The sequence below is a fragment of the Rhodococcus sp. AW25M09 genome (assembly GCF_000333955.1).
Taxonomy (GTDB): domain Bacteria; phylum Actinomycetota; class Actinomycetes; order Mycobacteriales; family Mycobacteriaceae; genus Rhodococcoides.
Genome location: NZ_CAPS01000121.1, coordinates 93,780 through 109,838 on the forward strand (window position 1 = coordinate 93,780; position 16,059 = coordinate 109,838).

Annotated in this window: 15 protein-coding genes and 1 riboswitch; of the genes, 12 read left to right on the forward strand and 3 right to left on the reverse strand. The window is 64.4% G+C overall.

The window, feature by feature from the left end:
• Nucleotides 1–73: 73 nt before the first annotated feature.
• The 8 genes from RHODMAR_RS23415 to RHODMAR_RS23450 all read left to right on the forward strand — a co-directional run bounded on the left by RHODMAR_RS23415 (nt 74) and on the right by RHODMAR_RS23450 (nt 8,350).
• On the forward strand, nt 74–1,078 hold the full coding sequence (locus RHODMAR_RS23415; RefSeq protein WP_008719616.1) for a permease: 1,005 nt from the start codon (nt 74–76) through the stop codon (nt 1,076–1,078).
• A complete protein-coding gene (locus RHODMAR_RS23420; RefSeq protein WP_008719618.1) occupies nt 1,075–1,812 on the forward strand; it encodes a TIGR03943 family putative permease subunit in 738 nt (245 codons plus the stop codon). The genes RHODMAR_RS23415 and RHODMAR_RS23420 overlap by 4 nt, the downstream gene beginning before the upstream one ends.
• Before the next feature lie 36 nt (nt 1,813–1,848).
• A riboswitch (guanidine-III (ykkC-III) riboswitch) is annotated at nt 1,849–1,910 on the forward strand.
• 14 nt (nt 1,911–1,924) lie between these two features.
• Nucleotides 1,925–2,239 (forward strand): DMT family transporter, encoded by a 315-nt coding sequence (locus tag RHODMAR_RS23425; protein WP_008719619.1) that lies wholly within the window; start codon nt 1,925–1,927, stop codon nt 2,237–2,239.
• A gap of 32 nt (nt 2,240–2,271) precedes the next feature.
• Nucleotides 2,272–3,075 carry a hypothetical protein gene (locus RHODMAR_RS23430; protein ID WP_042940164.1) on the forward strand — a complete coding sequence of 268 codons (804 nt, stop codon included), beginning with the start codon at nt 2,272–2,274 and terminating at the stop codon, nt 3,073–3,075.
• A gap of 195 nt (nt 3,076–3,270) precedes the next feature.
• Complete coding sequence (chvE, locus tag RHODMAR_RS23435; protein ID WP_008719622.1) at nt 3,271–4,407, forward strand: multiple monosaccharide ABC transporter substrate-binding protein; 1,137 nt, start codon at nt 3,271–3,273, stop codon at nt 4,405–4,407.
• Between the two features lie 8 nt (nt 4,408–4,415).
• Nucleotides 4,416–5,954: a multiple monosaccharide ABC transporter ATP-binding protein gene (gene mmsA, locus RHODMAR_RS23440; protein WP_042940182.1), complete on the forward strand. Its 1,539-nt coding sequence runs from the start codon at nt 4,416–4,418 to the stop codon at nt 5,952–5,954.
• The gene (gene mmsB, locus RHODMAR_RS23445; protein WP_008719625.1) at nt 5,951–7,279 is read left to right on the forward strand and encodes a multiple monosaccharide ABC transporter permease; all 1,329 of its coding nucleotides are present in this window, start codon (nt 5,951–5,953) and stop codon (nt 7,277–7,279) included. The genes mmsA and mmsB overlap by 4 nt, the downstream gene beginning before the upstream one ends.
• A 57-nt stretch (nt 7,280–7,336) precedes the next feature.
• Complete coding sequence (locus tag RHODMAR_RS23450) at nt 7,337–8,350, forward strand: LacI family DNA-binding transcriptional regulator (RefSeq protein ID WP_008719629.1); 1,014 nt, start codon at nt 7,337–7,339, stop codon at nt 8,348–8,350.
• Nucleotides 8,351–8,412: 62 nt separating this feature from the next.
• Here the strand turns inward: RHODMAR_RS23450 and RHODMAR_RS23455 are convergent, their stop codons facing one another.
• Nucleotides 8,413–9,984 (reverse strand): PucR family transcriptional regulator, encoded by a 1,572-nt coding sequence (locus RHODMAR_RS23455; RefSeq protein ID WP_008719630.1) that lies wholly within the window; start codon nt 9,982–9,984, stop codon nt 8,413–8,415.
• Nucleotides 9,985–10,083: 99 nt separating this feature from the next.
• Between RHODMAR_RS23455 and pruA the strand changes: the two genes are divergently transcribed.
• From pruA to RHODMAR_RS23470, 3 genes are all read left to right on the forward strand, one after another.
• Nucleotides 10,084–11,733 carry an L-glutamate gamma-semialdehyde dehydrogenase gene (gene pruA, locus RHODMAR_RS23460; protein ID WP_008719632.1) on the forward strand — a complete coding sequence of 550 codons (1,650 nt, stop codon included), beginning with the start codon at nt 10,084–10,086 and terminating at the stop codon, nt 11,731–11,733.
• Nucleotides 11,730–12,674, forward strand: a complete 945-nt coding sequence (locus RHODMAR_RS23465) for a proline dehydrogenase family protein (protein ID WP_008719634.1) — start codon at nt 11,730–11,732, stop codon at nt 12,672–12,674. The genes pruA and RHODMAR_RS23465 overlap by 4 nt, the downstream gene beginning before the upstream one ends.
• 195 nt (nt 12,675–12,869) lie before the next feature.
• Nucleotides 12,870–13,058 carry a hypothetical protein gene (locus RHODMAR_RS23470; protein ID WP_008719637.1) on the forward strand — a complete coding sequence of 63 codons (189 nt, stop codon included), beginning with the start codon at nt 12,870–12,872 and terminating at the stop codon, nt 13,056–13,058.
• A gap of 168 nt (nt 13,059–13,226) precedes the next feature.
• Here the strand turns inward: RHODMAR_RS23470 and RHODMAR_RS23475 are convergent, their stop codons facing one another.
• Both RHODMAR_RS23475 and RHODMAR_RS23480 read right to left on the reverse strand, forming a co-directional pair.
• The gene (locus RHODMAR_RS23475; protein WP_008719639.1) at nt 13,227–13,628 is read right to left on the reverse strand and encodes an STAS domain-containing protein; all 402 of its coding nucleotides are present in this window, start codon (nt 13,626–13,628) and stop codon (nt 13,227–13,229) included.
• A 199-nt stretch (nt 13,629–13,827) separates the two neighbouring features.
• On the reverse strand, nt 13,828–14,325 hold the full coding sequence (locus RHODMAR_RS23480; RefSeq protein WP_008719641.1) for a MarR family winged helix-turn-helix transcriptional regulator: 498 nt from the start codon (nt 14,323–14,325) through the stop codon (nt 13,828–13,830).
• 208 nt (nt 14,326–14,533) lie between these two features.
• Here RHODMAR_RS23480 and RHODMAR_RS23485 point away from each other — a divergent pair.
• On the forward strand, nt 14,534–16,059 hold a 1,526-nt coding region (locus RHODMAR_RS23485), incomplete at its 3' end, for an MMPL family transporter (RefSeq protein ID WP_198289523.1).

Consider the following 16,059-nt stretch of genomic DNA (forward strand, 5'->3'; position numbering starts at 1 on the left):
ATGCTGCCCGTTCGCTGGACTCTCGCTGTGAGGTTGCTGTGAGCCACCCAGTAGGGGGCATGATGGCGGGGACATGCTCGATGCGAAGACGGACGGCCGACGCAGGACTCGGCTTGCGGTGTCATCCATGCACGTATTCGCAACTCTGCTCCTGTTGGGCATCGTCTTCGGTGCCGACATCTCCCGGTGGGTCGACTCGTCCCCCGCGCTGCAGACCGGAGCGACGGTGTTCACCGGCATCTTCGTGCAGGCGACGCCGTTCCTGGTACTCGGTGTGCTCGTCAGTGGAGGCATCGCCGCGTTCGTCTCGCCCGGGGTGCTGCAGAAGGTGGTGCCGAACAACGCCACCGTTGCTGTCGGAGTGAGCGGTCTCGCGGGAATGGCGTTGCCCGGTTGTGAGTGCGGTGCCGTTCCCGTCTCGCGGCGGCTGATGGATCAGGGTGTTCCGACGTCTGCAGCTCTGGCGTTTCTGCTGTCGGCACCGGCGATCAACCCCGTCGTGCTCGTGTCCACCGCCGTCGCCTTTCCCGGCGAGCCGACGATGGTGCTCGCGCGGTTCCTCGGCTCGCTCGCCACCGCCCTGGTGATGGGCTGGCTGTGGACCAGGTTCGGCAAGGCCGAGTGGATCACTGCCCGACTCGCCGATCGTGGACACGACCACCATTCGTCGCGGTGGGAGACGTTCCGCGAATCGGCCCGCGCGGATCTGCTTCAGGCCGGAGCCTTTCTGGTGTTCGGTGCAGCGGCGGCCGCGTTACTCCATCTTGTGATTCCGAACTGGGTGTTCACCCATCTCGCCGGGCAGTTGATGCTGTCGATACTGGTGATGGCCGTCCTCGCGGTGATCCTGGCTCTGTGCTCGGAGGCCGATGCATTCGTCGCCGCGAGCATGTCGATGCTGCCACTGCTGCCGCGTCTGGTCTTCCTGGTGGTGGGGCCGGCCGTGGACCTGAAATTGATGGCGATGCAGGCGGGCAGCTTCGGACGAGGTTTCGTCGCGCGCTTCGCTCCGTTGACGTTCGTCGTCGCGATCGTGTGCGCCTCGGTGTGCGGCTATTTCGTCGTGGGCCTGCGATGAAGCGCGAGGTGCAGAATCTGCTGCTGGTGCTCCTCGGCGGAGCGATGGTCAAGATCTCGCTGGACGGCAGCTTTGTGCGATACGTCAAACCGTCGCTGCATCCGTATCTCCTGACCGCCGGGGTGCTGATCGTCGCGCTGGCGATCGCGTCGATCGTTGCCGACATCCGCCGCGGCGGACCCGGTGACGACGGTCACGATCATGATTCGCGTCCGTACTGGCTGCTCTTGGTCCCGCTCGCGGTCATCTTGTTCGTCGCACCGCCCGCCTTGGGGGTCTCGGCTGTCGGCGAGCGATCCGTCACTGCCGTCGCCTCTGATCGGGAAGTGCCGTTTCCAGCGCTCCCGGACGAGGCGGTACCCGAGGTCCCGCTGCTCGATGTCGTACAACGCGCGGTCAGGGACTCCGAACGCAGCCTCGACGGGCGGGAGATTCGCGTCACCGGATTCGCCGTCGCCACCGCGAACGGAGGCTCGCCGCGCTCGAACGGAACGAGAGAAGGCGTCGACCTCGCGCGCATTCTCATCATCTGTTGCGCGGCCGACGCCAGATCCATCCGCATCCACCTGGACGCAGGTAGCGCGGCTCTCGACGACATTCCGGACGGCACCTGGCTGCAGATATCGGGAACCGTCGACGCTGCCACCGCGACCGAGGACACCGCATTCACACCCACGATGTCGGTCTCGACCATCGATCGAATCGACGCACCCGAGAATACGTACGAGTACTGAATCCGTGACCACCGTCGACCAAAATTGGTACGATCGTACAAGTCACTTCCGACAATCGGACGAGCACGCCGTACCCGACCATGACAAGACGGTGTCAGAGGAGTGAATTTTCATGGCTTGGCTCATTCTTGCCGTCTCCGGCGTTCTCGAGGCGATCTGGGCAACCGCACTCGGCAAATCGGAGGGCTTCAGCAAACTCGGGCCGTCGGTCGTGTTCGGGGTCGCGGTGGTGCTCAGCATGATCGGTCTCGCGATCGCGATGCGCTCGATTCCGACCGGCACCGCCTACGCCGTCTGGGTGGGGATCGGTGCCACCCTCACCGTCACGTACGCCATGATCACCGGGGCCGAGGCCGCGTCACTGCTCAAGGTTGCGCTTCTGGTCGGCATTGTCGGATGCGTGGTGGGACTGAAGGTTCTTCACTGATTTTCCGAGCTACAAGCAGTTACAGTAAAACGATGAACTGGGTGTCAGCGATCACACTGCCCGCGCGCGCCGGAATTGCCATTGCCGAACAGGCGATCGGAGTCGCCGAGGTCGCACTGGCGACCACGCGGATGGCACTGGCCTCCGGCGCATCCGGCACCGCCGGAATGGCCTCGCTCGCCAATCCGCGCGGCGGCACCATGCAACTGCTCACCCAGCTCGGCCAACTCACCTCCGACGACCGCGCCCTGGGCAATGCGCTCAAGGAAGGCGGGCCCCTCGACCGTCTGCTCGCTCAGGGGGGCGTCGTCGATCGCCTCACGTCCGAGGACGGCACCCTCGAGCGGCTGCTGTCCGCAGGCGGGCCCGTCGAGCGAATCCTCGCTCCCGGCGGACCACTCGATCGATTGCTCGCCGAGGACGGGCCACTCGAACGTCTCTTGGCCGAAGGTGGCTTGCTCGACCGCATCACCGCCACCAACGGTCCACTCGAACGACTGACGGCCACGGACGGGCCGCTCGAGGTACTCACGCGTCAGGACGGTCTGATCGAACGCGCCATCGCCGAGGACGGCATCCTCGAGACCCTGCTCGCCGAGGACGGCGCTGTCGAACGCCTGACGGCCAAGGACGGTCCGCTCGATCAATTGGTCAAACTGTCCGAGACACTGACCTCGGTGGCCCCGAACATCGAGCGGATGAGCATCTCGATCGACATTCTGCAGGATTCGGTGGAGATCCTCTCGGCTGCTGTTCATCCGCTGGGCGAGTTGGTCGGTCGACTTCCCAACCGCTGGCTCAAGGGCGGCAAGCAGTCGGTACACGAGCTGCGCTGACCTCTCCGACCCACGCGTTGGGCGTCAGCGATCGCGCATCGATGTTAGCGCTCACACTGGTCACGGGTCATGCCGAAAAAAATCTTTGACAACCGCGTTGTTATCGCTCACACTTTCGTCTTGATGTGATGTGAGGCACATATATCGCCTCGGCCCACCACTCCACGGTCCGATTTCACTACGCAGGGAGAAACGATGAAGTTTCGACGCCTAACCATTGCCGCGGCCGCGGTGGCACTCGCCATCACGGTCAGCGCATGCGGGTCGAGTACCAAGACAGCGGACGTCGCGCCGGCCGAGGGAGGCAGTACGGCGGGCGCACTGATCGGTGTCACGATGCCGACCAAGTCCTCGGCTCGATGGATCGCCGACGGCGACAACCTCAAGAGCGCACTCGAGGCGCAGGGATACAAGGTCGATCTGCAGTATGCCGAGAACGACATCCCCACCCAGGTCAACCAGATCGAGAACCAGATCACCCAGGGCGCAAAGCTTCTCATCGTGGCCTCGGTGGACGGCACCGCCATCACCACCCAGCTGCAGGAAGCCAAGGACAACGGCATCGGCGTCATCGCCTACGACCGCCTCATTCGTAACTCGCCCAATGTCGACTACTACGCGACCTTCGACAACTACAAGGTCGGCGTCGACCAGGCCACGTCACTTCTCGTCGGCCTCGGCCTGAAGAATCAGGACGGCTCCGACAAGGCCGACGCACCTGCGGGCCCGATGAACATCGAGGTGTTCGCCGGATCCCCCGACGACAACAACGCGACATTCTTCTTCGACGGTGCCATGGAAACGTTGAAGCCCTACCTGGACAAGGGAACTCTGAAGATCGGCAGCGGCGAATCCGATTTCGAGACCGCCGCAACACTGCGTTGGGACCCGGCCACCGCGCAGAAGCGCATGGAGGATCTGCTCACCAAGACGTACTCCTCGGGCCAGAAGGTTCAGGGCGTGCTCTCGCCCTACGACGGCCTGTCCATCGGCATCCTCTCCGCACTCAAGAGCAACGGCTACGGCACCGCAGGTCAGCCCTACCCGGTCGTCACCGGGCAGGACGCCGAGGTGCCATCGGTGAAGTCCATCATCGCCGACGAGCAGTACTCGACGATCTACAAGGACACTCGTCAGCTGGCAGAGGTCACGATCGCAATGGCTGAGGCCATGCTCGAGGGTCAGACGCCCGAGACCAACAACACCACCGACTACGACAACGGCGACAAGGTCGTTCCCGCGTACCTGTTGCAGCCCGCGATCGTCTACAAGGACAACTACGAGCAGCTTCTCGTCGAGAGCGGCTACTACACCGAGGATCAGTTGAAGTGAGTTCGGCGATGACGAGCCCCATCTTGGAGATGCGCGGCATCACCAAGACGTTTCCCGGGGTCAAGGCCCTGCAGGACGTTACGCTGTCGGTCAGCCGCGGCGAGATTCATGCGATCTGCGGCGAGAACGGCGCAGGCAAGTCGACCCTGATGAAGGTGCTGTCGGGTGTCTATCCGCACGGAACCTTCGACGGCCAGATCGTGTTCGACGGTCGACCGTGCACGTTCTCCGACATCCGGAGCAGCGAAGCCGAGGGCATCGTCATCATCCACCAGGAACTGGCGCTGAGCCCGCATCTGTCCATTGCCGAGAACATCTTCCTCGGCAACGAGCGGTCGAGGCGCGGCTTCATCGACTGGAACCGCACCAACTCCGAGGCCGCAGCCCTACTGGATCGGGTAGGGCTGCGGGAGAACCCCAGCACCGTGATCAGCGATCTCGGTGTCGGCAAACAACAACTCGTCGAGATCGCCAAGGCACTGTCCAAGAACGTGACACTGCTCATTCTCGACGAACCGACTGCAGCACTCAATGATTCGGATTCGGCCCACCTGCTGGAGTTGTTGCGTGGTCTGCGAGACGCAGGAATTACGTCTGTGATCATCTCGCACAAGCTCAACGAGATCGCGGCCATTGCGGACCGGACCACAATCATCCGGGACGGAAAGACAATCCAGACGCTGGACATGCGAGACCCCGATGTCACCGAGGATCGGATCATCTCGCTCATGGTCGGCCGCGATCTCGAGCACCGGTTCCCACCCCACGAATCCACCGTGGGTGAGGAGGTTCTGAGAATCGAGGACTGGACCGTACACAGCCCCACCCAGCACGGACGAACCGTCGTCGACGGGGCGAACCTCACGCTGCGCCGCGGTGAGATCGTCGGTCTCGCCGGTTTGATGGGTGCCGGACGTACCGAGTTGGCGATGAGTGTCTTCGGCCGAAGTTACGGCATCGACATCTCGGGCCGGTTGTACAAGTACGGCAAAGAGATTCACGTGAAATCCGTGAGCGACGCCATCCATCATGGAATTGCATATGCCACCGAGGATCGAAAACGATACGGCCTCAACCTGATCGACGACATCAAACGCAATATCTCCACCGCGGCACTGGACAAACTGGTGACCGGCGGATTCGTCGACGACAACCAGGAATATCGCGTTGCCGAGGGCTTCCGCAAGAGCATGAACATCAAGGCACCGAACGTCTCGTCCGTGGTCGGCAAGCTCTCCGGCGGCAATCAACAGAAGGTCGTGCTGAGCAAATGGATCTTCAGCGATCCCGATGTGCTCATTCTCGACGAGCCGACACGTGGAATCGACGTCGGCGCGAAGTTCGAAATCTATTCCATCATCAACGATCTCGCCGACGCCGGGAAGGCAGTTCTGGTTATCTCGTCGGAACTCCCGGAGCTGCTCGGACTGTGCGACCGGATCTATGCGCTGTCCGCAGGCCGAATCACCGGCGAGGTGACCCGCAACAACGCGACGCAGGAATCTCTCATGCATCTCATGACCCGTGGAACAGGAGTACTTCGATGAATCAGCTGTCGAGCATCCGGGGGCTGCTCACTCGAAACCTGCGCCAGAGCGGGATTTTCATCGCCTTCGCGTTGATCATCGCGCTGTTCACCGTTCTCACCGGTGGCCAACTCCTGGTGCCGCAGAACATCAGCAACATGGTGGTCCAGAACTCCTACATTCTGATCCTGGCCATCGGCATGGTGGTGATCATCATCGCCGGCCACATCGACCTCTCCGTCGGATCGGTCGTCGCGGCAACGGGAGCGATCTCGGGTGTCCTGATGGTCCAGCAGAACGTGCCGTGGCCACTGGCTGTCCTGATCACGCTGATCGTCGGCGGTCTGATCGGGGCCTGGCAGGGCTATTGGGTTGCCTACTTCGGCATTCCGGCCTTCATCGTGACCCTGGCAGGCATGCTCATCTTCCGAGCAGTCACGCTCATCGTTCTCGGGAACCAGGGCATCGGGCCGTTTCCAGGACCGGTACGCACCCTCGCCAACGGCTTCCTCCCCGGGTTCTTGGGCAACGTGGGCCTCGGGCCGCTCGGCGGGGCGGATCTGTTCACCTTGCTCGTCGCCGTCCTCGCCGTTGCCGGAATCGTGTTCACCCAGTGGCGTTCGCGGACGGCACGGCAGAAGTACGGGCAGACGGTGGAAGCGATGCCACTGTTCCTGGCCAAGATGATCCTGGCCGGTGGGCTGGTGCTCGCGATCGCTGTTCAGCTGGCTCGCTTCAAGAACCTGCCGTACGTGCTGATCCTCCTCGCGGTGTTGGTGATGGGCTACTCCACGCTGGCCGGCAAGACCGTCTTCGGCCGGCACGTGTACGCCATCGGCGGCAACATCCACGCCGCGTCGCTGTCCGGAATCAAGGTCAAGCCGGTGACCTTCTGGATCTTCGTCAACATGGGCGTCCTGTCCGCTCTCGCCGGCATAATTTTCGCCGGCCGACTCAATCAGGCGGGCCCCACTGCAGGCAACGGCTTCGAACTCGACGCGATCGCGGCGGCCTTCATCGGCGGCGCAGCGGTCCAGGGCGGCGTCGGACGCATCGTCGGCGCGCTCACCGGCGGACTCATCATTGCGGTGATCAACAGCGGAATGTCACTCATCGGCTCGCCCAGTGAGCGCGTTCAGCTCGTCAAGGGCCTGGTCCTTCTCGCCGCGGTCGCATTCGACATCTGGACCAAACGCCGGGCGGCCAGCGGTCGAGGCAGCAAGGGCGAGAAGACTGCGCCGCCGGCCAACTATCTCGGCCTGCCCGTCCCGCCCGAGATGCTCACCGGAGCCGAACCTCACAAGCCTGCACCCACCACGACCGCGGCGGCGAACACACCCACATGACCCGCGCGGACGCGCATGCTGTGATTGGCTGACGACAACGGACAGGAGCTGCACACGATGACGCCGACCCGCGGACCGGCCATGACCGATGTCGCCCGGCTCGCCGGCGTATCCCACCAGACCGTCTCCCGCGTCATCAACGGTCATCCCAACGTGACCGAGACGACGAGAACGAAGGTGCATCAGGCGATCTCGGAGCTCGGATATCGGCCCAACACGGCCGCGCGCGCTCTGGTCACCGGCCGCAGTCGCACCATCGGAATCGTCGGCACCGGAAACGCGCTCTACGGCCCGGTGTCGACGCTCTACAGCGTCGAATACGCAGCGCGCCAAGCCGGTTACTCCGTCGTGGTCGGCGTTCCCACCTCCTTCGACGAGTCGGCCATCATCACCTGCGTCCGCAGGTTGCAGAAACAGGGTGTCGACGGAGTCGTCGTCATCGCCCCACTGCGAGCCGACGGCGGCGACATCGCCGATGTGGCGCGCGATCTTCCCCTGGTTGCCGTCGAGGGCTCACCGGTAGGCGATCTGGCCGTGGTCTCGGTCGACCAGATCGCCGGAGCACGAGCCGCCACCGCACACCTGCTCGAACTCGGGCACAGCGCGGTGTGGCACGTTGCCGGGCCCCTGGGTTGGTACGAGGCCGTCGACCGCGTGGCCGGTTGGCGCGCGGCCCACGAGGAGGCAGGCATCGAACCGCCACCCACCCTCAGCGGTGATTGGACCGCGAGATCGGGGTTCGCAGCCGGAAGCGAGCTGGCTCGGATCGCAGGCGTCACAGCGGTGTTCGCCGGCAACGACGCGATGGCGCTCGGGATGTTGCGGGCGCTGGAGGTACACGGGAAGCGAGTACCCCAGGACGTCAGCGTGGTCGGATTCGACGATGTGCCCGACGCCGAATTCTTTTCACCACCGCTGACCACGATCCGCCAGGAGTTCAGCGAGGTCGGTATCAGGAGTGTCGAAATACTGCTGAGCCAGATCGATTCCGGGAGCCGAAGCACCCGACGCTCGAGCATCGAGCCGAGTTTGGTGATCAGGTCGAGCACCGACGCGGCCCCACGTGGATGAGAATTCGTAGCACGGGTCGGGCGGGGAGTGAAGCCTGCGGAACGACCCGAGAACGCAGCCACTCACATGCGGAGCTGGATCTCGACCAGTAGCCGTGCGTCGGAATCGGTGAGATCGAGATCGAGGATCTGCTCGATTCGGCGAATGCGGTAGCGCAAAGTGTTCGGGTGAACGTGCAGCCTCGCGGCAGCGGACCGAACGTCGCCGAAGCACGCCAGATATGTCTCGAGGCTTTCCCGCATCCTGGAGTCGCCCGAGGCATCGTATCGGTCGAGGGCGGCGATGCGAGGGTCTCGCAGCTGTTCGTGATTCCCGATCAGTTCGAGGATTTCCCCCAGCAACACAGAGGTTCTCGACTCCTCGAGCGTGGTGACACGAACCTCCCCGGTGGTGCCGTCGAGTACTCGGTCCACCTCGAATCGGGCCACGGCAACTCCCTCGAGCTCGGCGATCGGGGCGGCCACCGCAGCGCGCAGCGCCAGCGAGGTCCGCGTCTCGATCCGACCGACGGCATCGGCGGTCCAGGCCGCAATCGGTGTGCCCGACGCCACCCCGGTGAACAGCGCGTAAATTCTCTCCCCGATGGTGGTGACCAAGGATTCGCGTCGAAATGCGCTGGCGTGCAGTCGGATCGCGGGTGCCATGGCACTGATGTCGAATTCTCCACAGGCAGCGAATCCGACGACGGCCGCCGATCCGGAGGTCGGTATCGACAGCGCCGACGCCAGCGACGGGACGTCCACTCCGCCGCCATGTGCCCCGAGGAGGCGTTGGATCTGCAGGGTCTCGTTGGTGGGGGCATTCGCGATGCGGGTGATCAATCGGGCTGCGACGGCCGAGGCACCGCTCAGCACCGCATCGGCGTCGACGGCGAGTGGGGTGGCACCCTCCTGCACCCAGATCGTCCCGAGAGTCGTGGGACTACGGGACAGTCGACGTATACCCACGGCCAGTCGTCGTCGAATCTCCAGCTCGGGATCGGCCGGTACGTCGATGACGTCGTCGGTGCGACGCAGGCGATCGAACACACCGCGCTCGTGCAGCCTGCGTAGATAGTCGGTCGGCCCTTCGCGACCGAGGATCGACAGCGTTCTCAATTCGTCGGCTGCGTCGTCCGATGCCGAGTAGGCCAGCACGTGTGAGCGCTCGTCTTCGATGCTCACCATGCCTTTCGTCAGTGACGCCACCGTCTGGGCCAGCTCGTACAGGTCGGTGTCGGCCCCGAAGGTGGCGTCGTCGGGACCGTTCGTTCGCACCTGGTCGAGAACTCCGCGCGTCATCGACAGCAGCAGCTCCCAGCGCGTCTGACGGTGTACGGCCACCAATGCGATGCCGGTCTCGCGCGCCCCATGGGCCAGTGCTGCGGAGTCGGCCACCTTGGTCAGCACCGCGAGCGGTCTGTCCGCCGCGGCGCGCAGCGCGAGGTCGTCGAACCACCGGACCACGTCGGCCTCGGTGACGCCCACCAGCAGCGTCAGATCGGCGGAGACCCCTGGTGGCAGGCGCAGATCGTCGGCGTCGAGCAACGCCACGGAGTCGACGGCCATGTCGATTCCTGCGGGGGCGAGCACGAGTTCGACGACTGCGCTGTGCAGAGATGTCAGCAAGGATCGCAGCGAGACTGCATTGGCCATGCGAACAAGTAGATCACGGATTCTTTGGCCGATGAGCTGATTGAACGGTCTTCGGATCGGACTTCAATGGGCTTCACACATCGAAGACGAGGAGCAGCCATGGACGCCGTCACATCGGTCCCCACCCCCACCAACGAGCCGGTCAACACCTACGCACCGGGGAGCGCGGAACGCGCCCGCCTGCGGACCCACCTGAACGAACTCCGGACCTCGCCCATCGAGATCAAACAGGTCATCGGCGGAGTCCACCGTCATGCCGACGGCCCCGTGGAGAACGTCGTCGAGCCGCACCGGCACTCGTCGATCATCGGCAGTTTCACCAATGCCGGCCCGCAGGATGTCCGCGATGCCATCGAAGCCGCGAGCGCAGCAGCCCCGATGTGGCGGGACCTCCCCTTCGACGAGCGCGCGGCCGTCTTCCTGCGCGCGGCCGATCTCCTGGCCGGACCGTGGCGCGAAAGAATCGCTGCTGCCACGATGCTCGGTCAGTCCAAGTCGGCATACCAGGCCGAGATCGATACCCCCTGCGAGCTGATCGACTTCTGGCGCTTCAACGTCGCGTTCGCTCGGCAGATCCTCGCCGATCAGCCGGTATCGGCACCGGGAGTGTGGAATCGCCTCGAATACCGTCCGCTCGAGGGTTTCGTCTACGCCATCACCCCGTTCAATTTCACCGCCATCGCGGGCAACCTCCCCACCGCACCTGCGCTGATGGGCAACACCGTGTTGTGGAAGCCTTCTCCGACGCAGGCCGTGGCCGCGTACCTGACGATGCAACTTCTCGAAGCTGCCGGACTGCCGGCCGGAGTGATCAACCTGGTGCTCGGCGACGGGCCGATGGTCTCCGAGGTGGCGCTGGCCGATCCGCGCATGGCCGGCATCCACTTCACCGGATCCACCGCGACGTTCCAGACCCTGTGGCGCGAGGTGGGCAACAACATCTCGAACTACAACTCCTACCCACGCCTCGTCGGCGAGACCGGAGGTAAGGACTTCATCGTGGCGCACAGCTCCGCCGATCCGGATGTGCTGACCACGGCCATGATTCGCGGTGCCTACGACTTCCAGGGCCAAAAGTGCTCGGCGGCGTCGCGGGCCTTCGTGCCGAAATCGCTGTGGGCAACGATGGGCGAATCGTTCATCGAGCAGGTATCGGCGCTGAAGTACGGCGACGTGGCCGACCTGTCGAACTACGGCGGGGCCGTCATCGACCGAAAGGCGTTCGACCGCAACGCGGCTGCTATCGATCGCGCGAAGTCCGTGCCCAGCTTGACGATCGCCGCCGGCGGCACGTACGACGACTCCGAGGGATACTTCGTCTCCCCCACCGTTCTCCTCGGCGACGACCCCACCGACGAGGCCTTCACCACCGAGTACTTCGGACCGATCCTCGCCGTGCACGTCTACGACGACAGCAAGCCCGACGCCTACGCCGAGATCCTGCGTACCGTCGACACCGGATCGAAGTACGCACTGACCGGAGCAGTCATCGCAACCGATCGCGCTGCCGTCGAACAGGCCCATGCGGCATTGCGATTCGCGGCCGGAAACTTCTACGTCAACGACAAACCGACCGGCGCAGTGGTGGGTCAGCAACCGTTCGGTGGCGCCCGCGCGTCGGGAACCAACGACAAGGCCGGGTCACTCCAGAACCTGCTGCGCTGGACCTCGGCGCGCACTGTCAAGGAAACCTTCGTCCCCCCGACCACCCATGGCTACCCACATCAGGAAGGCGAGGGCCTGCGATGACCACCGTGCTGAGCAATCCCCTCCGGCCTGCGCTGCTGGCGGCGGCGCGATCGTCGACACTGCAGACGACTCTCACGCGGCTGCGCGCCACCCGATCTCTCGTCGACCGCTTCGTGGCGGGAGAATCGGAACCTGCGGCCGTCGCCGCCGTGGACACTCTCCTGGCCTCGGGCCGGTTCGTCTCGGTGGACTATCTCGGTGAGGACACCACCGACAGCGCCCTGGCCACCGCCACCGTCGAGTCGTACCTGTCACTGATACAACGCTTTTCGAGCAGGGAGACCAGCGGACGGGCCCTGGAGGTCTCGCTCAAGTTGTCTGCGCTGGGCCAGGGAATCGACCGAAGCCTCGCCCTCGAGAATGCGCGCACGATCTGCACGGCCGCGGAAGCGGCCGGGGTGTGGGTGACGGTGGACGCCGAGGACCACACGACCACCGATTCGACCCTGTCGATCGTGCGTGAACTCCGCGTGGACTTTCCTGATCTGGGCACGGTGTTGCAGGCCTATCTGAGACGAACCGAGGCGGACTGCGTCGACCTGTCCGGACCGAGATCTCGGATCCGACTGTGCAAGGGGGCGTACAACGAACCGTCGTCGGTGGCATTTCAGGGCACGCGGGAGGTGTCCGACTCCTACCTCCGATGCCTGCAGGTTCTGATGAACGGACGTGGCTACCCGATGGTGGCCTCGCACGACCCGGAGATGATCGAGGCGGCGGAACGGTTCGCGTCGGCCGCAGGCAGGTCGTCCGAGGACTTCGAGTTCCAGATGCTCTACGGGATACGCGATCAGGAACAACGTCGACTCGTCGCTGCCGATCGGCACGTTCGCGTCTATGTGCCGTACGGAGAGCAGTGGTACGGCTACTTCATGCGCAGACTGGCCGAGCGACCCGCAAACCTGATGTTCTTCGCGCGATCGCTTCTCTCGCGCAAGTAGCCGGTTCACCCGAGACCTGGATGCCGCGAATGCGCGCGCGTTTGCCAGGTGCTCGCGAATTCTCATCGTTTCCGAGCAGATTTCGCGAGCGTTCGACGAATGCGCGCGCGTCTGCGAACCGAGGAAGCCGGCTGCCGTTCGTCCTCGGCGTTCCACCGTGGATTAGCTTCTGCGACATCGGGGCACCCTGACTGCATGGCAAACTACAGAGTTATCGATCCGCACGGAACCGTCGTCGACACCAAGGACATCTCCAGTTCAGAGGATGCGCACGCCTGGTTCAAGGACAGCCGCGCAGACAACGAGGACCTGGGGTGGCGACTCGAAGTCGAGCACGACGGCGAGTGGGCGTTCTTCAGCGATTCCGAGGGAACGAAAGACTAGTTCTACAGCGCTGACACACTTTCGGACGATCCTGCACCCCCGTTGAACCGTGGGGCAGGATCGTCCGATTGTGCGTAGTAGAGCAAGTCGAGATGCTGCTGAACCGACAGTGGGCAGCCCCGGATTCGGAACTGCCCACCTCTTGTCACGGCGTTGAACGCCGGGGTTTTACTGGTCGTTCGAGGGACGCGCCGTCGGGATCACGGACTCGAGGTCTGCGACCTGCAGCAGACGCGAGACCGAGCGCCCTGCGACGACCGACCAGGTTGCGCCGATGCCGGCCGTGTAGTCACGGACCGCATCGAAGACTGTGAGGCCTGCAATGCCGAAGAAGTCGACATCGGCCAAATTGAGGGTCACATGCCGCTTGCTGGACACACGACTGCACACGAAATCGGAGAACATGGGCGCACTGCGCATGTCGATATCCCCGTGCACTGCGACCACGAGTGACCCGTCGGGGCCGTCGTGCGCGGTGAAGATTGCTCCGGTTGCTGCGACGGACACGGACTTCTCCGCGACGGCCCCCGGGGTGGTTCGGACTTTGTTGCCTTGTGATTCAACACTCATGGCAGATCCCATCGATCGGTCGAACTGAAAGGGGAAACCGAGTGACGTAGCGGGAGCACATTGCTGCTCGACCCGAGACGCTGACTTCGCTGCGTTTCCCCGTGACCGGCTGTTAGCTCAACCGAGAGCAACCCTACGGCACCGGCGGCGTCAGCGTCCAGCAATGGCTCGAGTAGTTCGCCCACCAGCGGCGCGAGCATCACACCGGGCGGGTGCGCTCCGCGCGGCGGTTGCTACCGAGCTCGGAGTGGTGTTCTCGCATGGCACCGATGAGGGCTTCGAACACCCGGTGCGCGGCGGCGAGATCGGCATCGGGAATGTCGCTCAACGCGGCGCTGGTGCGCATGCCGAGGGGTCCGAAGAAGCCTCGGGCAACCTCCATCCCGTGCTCGTCGTAACGCAGGATGACCTTGCGCCGGTCCGAGGCGTCGGATTCTCGTCGGATGTGACCCGAGGCGATCATGCGCTCGACGAGGTAGGTCATGGCCGCCGAGGACAGCCCCAACATGGTGCCCAACTCCCCGGCGGTCAGGGGCGAACCCTCGACGTCGGCGACCATCACATGCAGCAGCGCGCGAAAGTCGTTGGGCCGCAGGCTGTGTAAGGCACCGAACACTTGGCCGATCTGCTCGGACACCGAAGACAGCGCTCGGAGATCCGCAGATATTGCGGATTCGAGGTGGTTTCGGTCGGCCATGTCGGTGGTAACTCCTTCGCTACGTTCATGGTCAGAGTACTGCCCGAAACCGATTCAGTTGCTGAATATCTAAGAAAATGAGATTGTTTGCAACGTGGACAGCATCCGAACCGAGAACAACGACGTCTGGGACCGCATCGCCGCAGCCGTGACGCACCGTAGATCGTGGGCGATCGCGCTCGCAATCCTCGTTCTTTCCGTCGCGGTGATGGGCCTCGTCGGCACGAACGATTCCGCCGACCAATCACCCAATTCACTGCCGACCTCCGCCGAGTCATACCAGGTGGACGAGCTGCTGGCTCAGTTCCCGGATTCCGACACCGCGCCGGTGATCCTGGTTTTGAGCCGCGCAGACGGTGGCGACCTGACACCCACCGATATCGACGAAGCCGCCGCCGCGCAAAGCAGGCTGCTCGCCGTCGACCGCTCGGTACCCGACGAGCCGGGACCTCCCCCGATCGTGGCGCCCGACGGAAAAGCTGCCATCGCGCTCGTTCAGGTCGATTCCGAGTTGTCGGGCTTCACGCTCAACGACCTGGTCACCGACTTGCGGACCGCTGCATCCGACGATCTCTCGCCCGATCTGCGCGCGCAGGTCACCGGCGGGCCCGCCTTCGGTGCCGACATCGCGAACTCGTTCGCCGGTGCCAACTTCACACTTCTCGCCGTCACCGCGCTCGTGGTGGCAGTGCTGCTCATCGTCACCTACCGATCCCCGATCCTGTGGTTGGTGCCGCTGGCCGTCATCGGTTTCGCCGACCGATTCGCCACCACCGTCGGCACCGTCCTGGCCCAAGCCACCGGTCTCGCGTTCGACGGCTCGACGTCGGGGATCACCAGCGTGCTGGTGTTCGGTGCCGGGACGAACTACGCGCTGCTGTTGATCTCTCGATACCGCGAGGAGCTGCGACGCGAATCCGACCACCGCCTCGCCCTGCGGCGCGCCGTTCGGCAGGCCGGTCCCGCCATTCTCGCCAGCAATGCCACCGTCGTACTGTCGCTACTGACCCTGCTGCTGGCAGTACTGCCGAGCACCCGCAGCCTCGGAGCTCTCGCCGCGGCCGGCCTCGTCGTCGCAGCGGTCTTCGTCCTGTTCGTGCTGCCCCCACTACTGGCACTGTTCGGCCCGAAGCTGTTCTGGCCCTTCGCTCCCAAGGCGACGGACCGAGACACCGCTACCGAGGGTGTCTGGCATTCGGTCGCGGCTGGCGTCTCGCGGCGACCGGTGCTGACGGCCTCGGTCACCATCGTCGTGCTGCTGGCCTGCTGCGCGGCGCTGTTCGGGACGCAGATCGGGCTCTCCCAAACCGAGCAGTTCCGCGTCACCGCCGAATCCGTCGAAGGATTCGACACTCTCTCGCAGCACTTCCCGGCCGGTTCGGCCGATCCGATGACGGTCCTCGCACCCACCGCGGACATCGACTCGGTGATCGACACCGTCGAGAGCACCGACGGCGTCGTCTCGGTCGACCGCGTCGCCGATTCCGGTACCGGACTCACCCGCCTGTCGGTCGTCACCGACGCGGCCCCCGCCTCCGACGCATCGTTCACCGTCGTCGAGGCCCTGCGTTCGGCACTCGCCGGCGTGGACGGCGCTCGAGTAGGAGGCAGCGACGCCAAGGCGCTCGACACCACCGACGCCGCAGCCCGCGATCGCCTGATAGTGATTCCCGCGATCCTAGCGGTGGTGTTGGCCGTCCTCCTGCTGCTTCTGCGTGCGGTTGTCGCACCCCT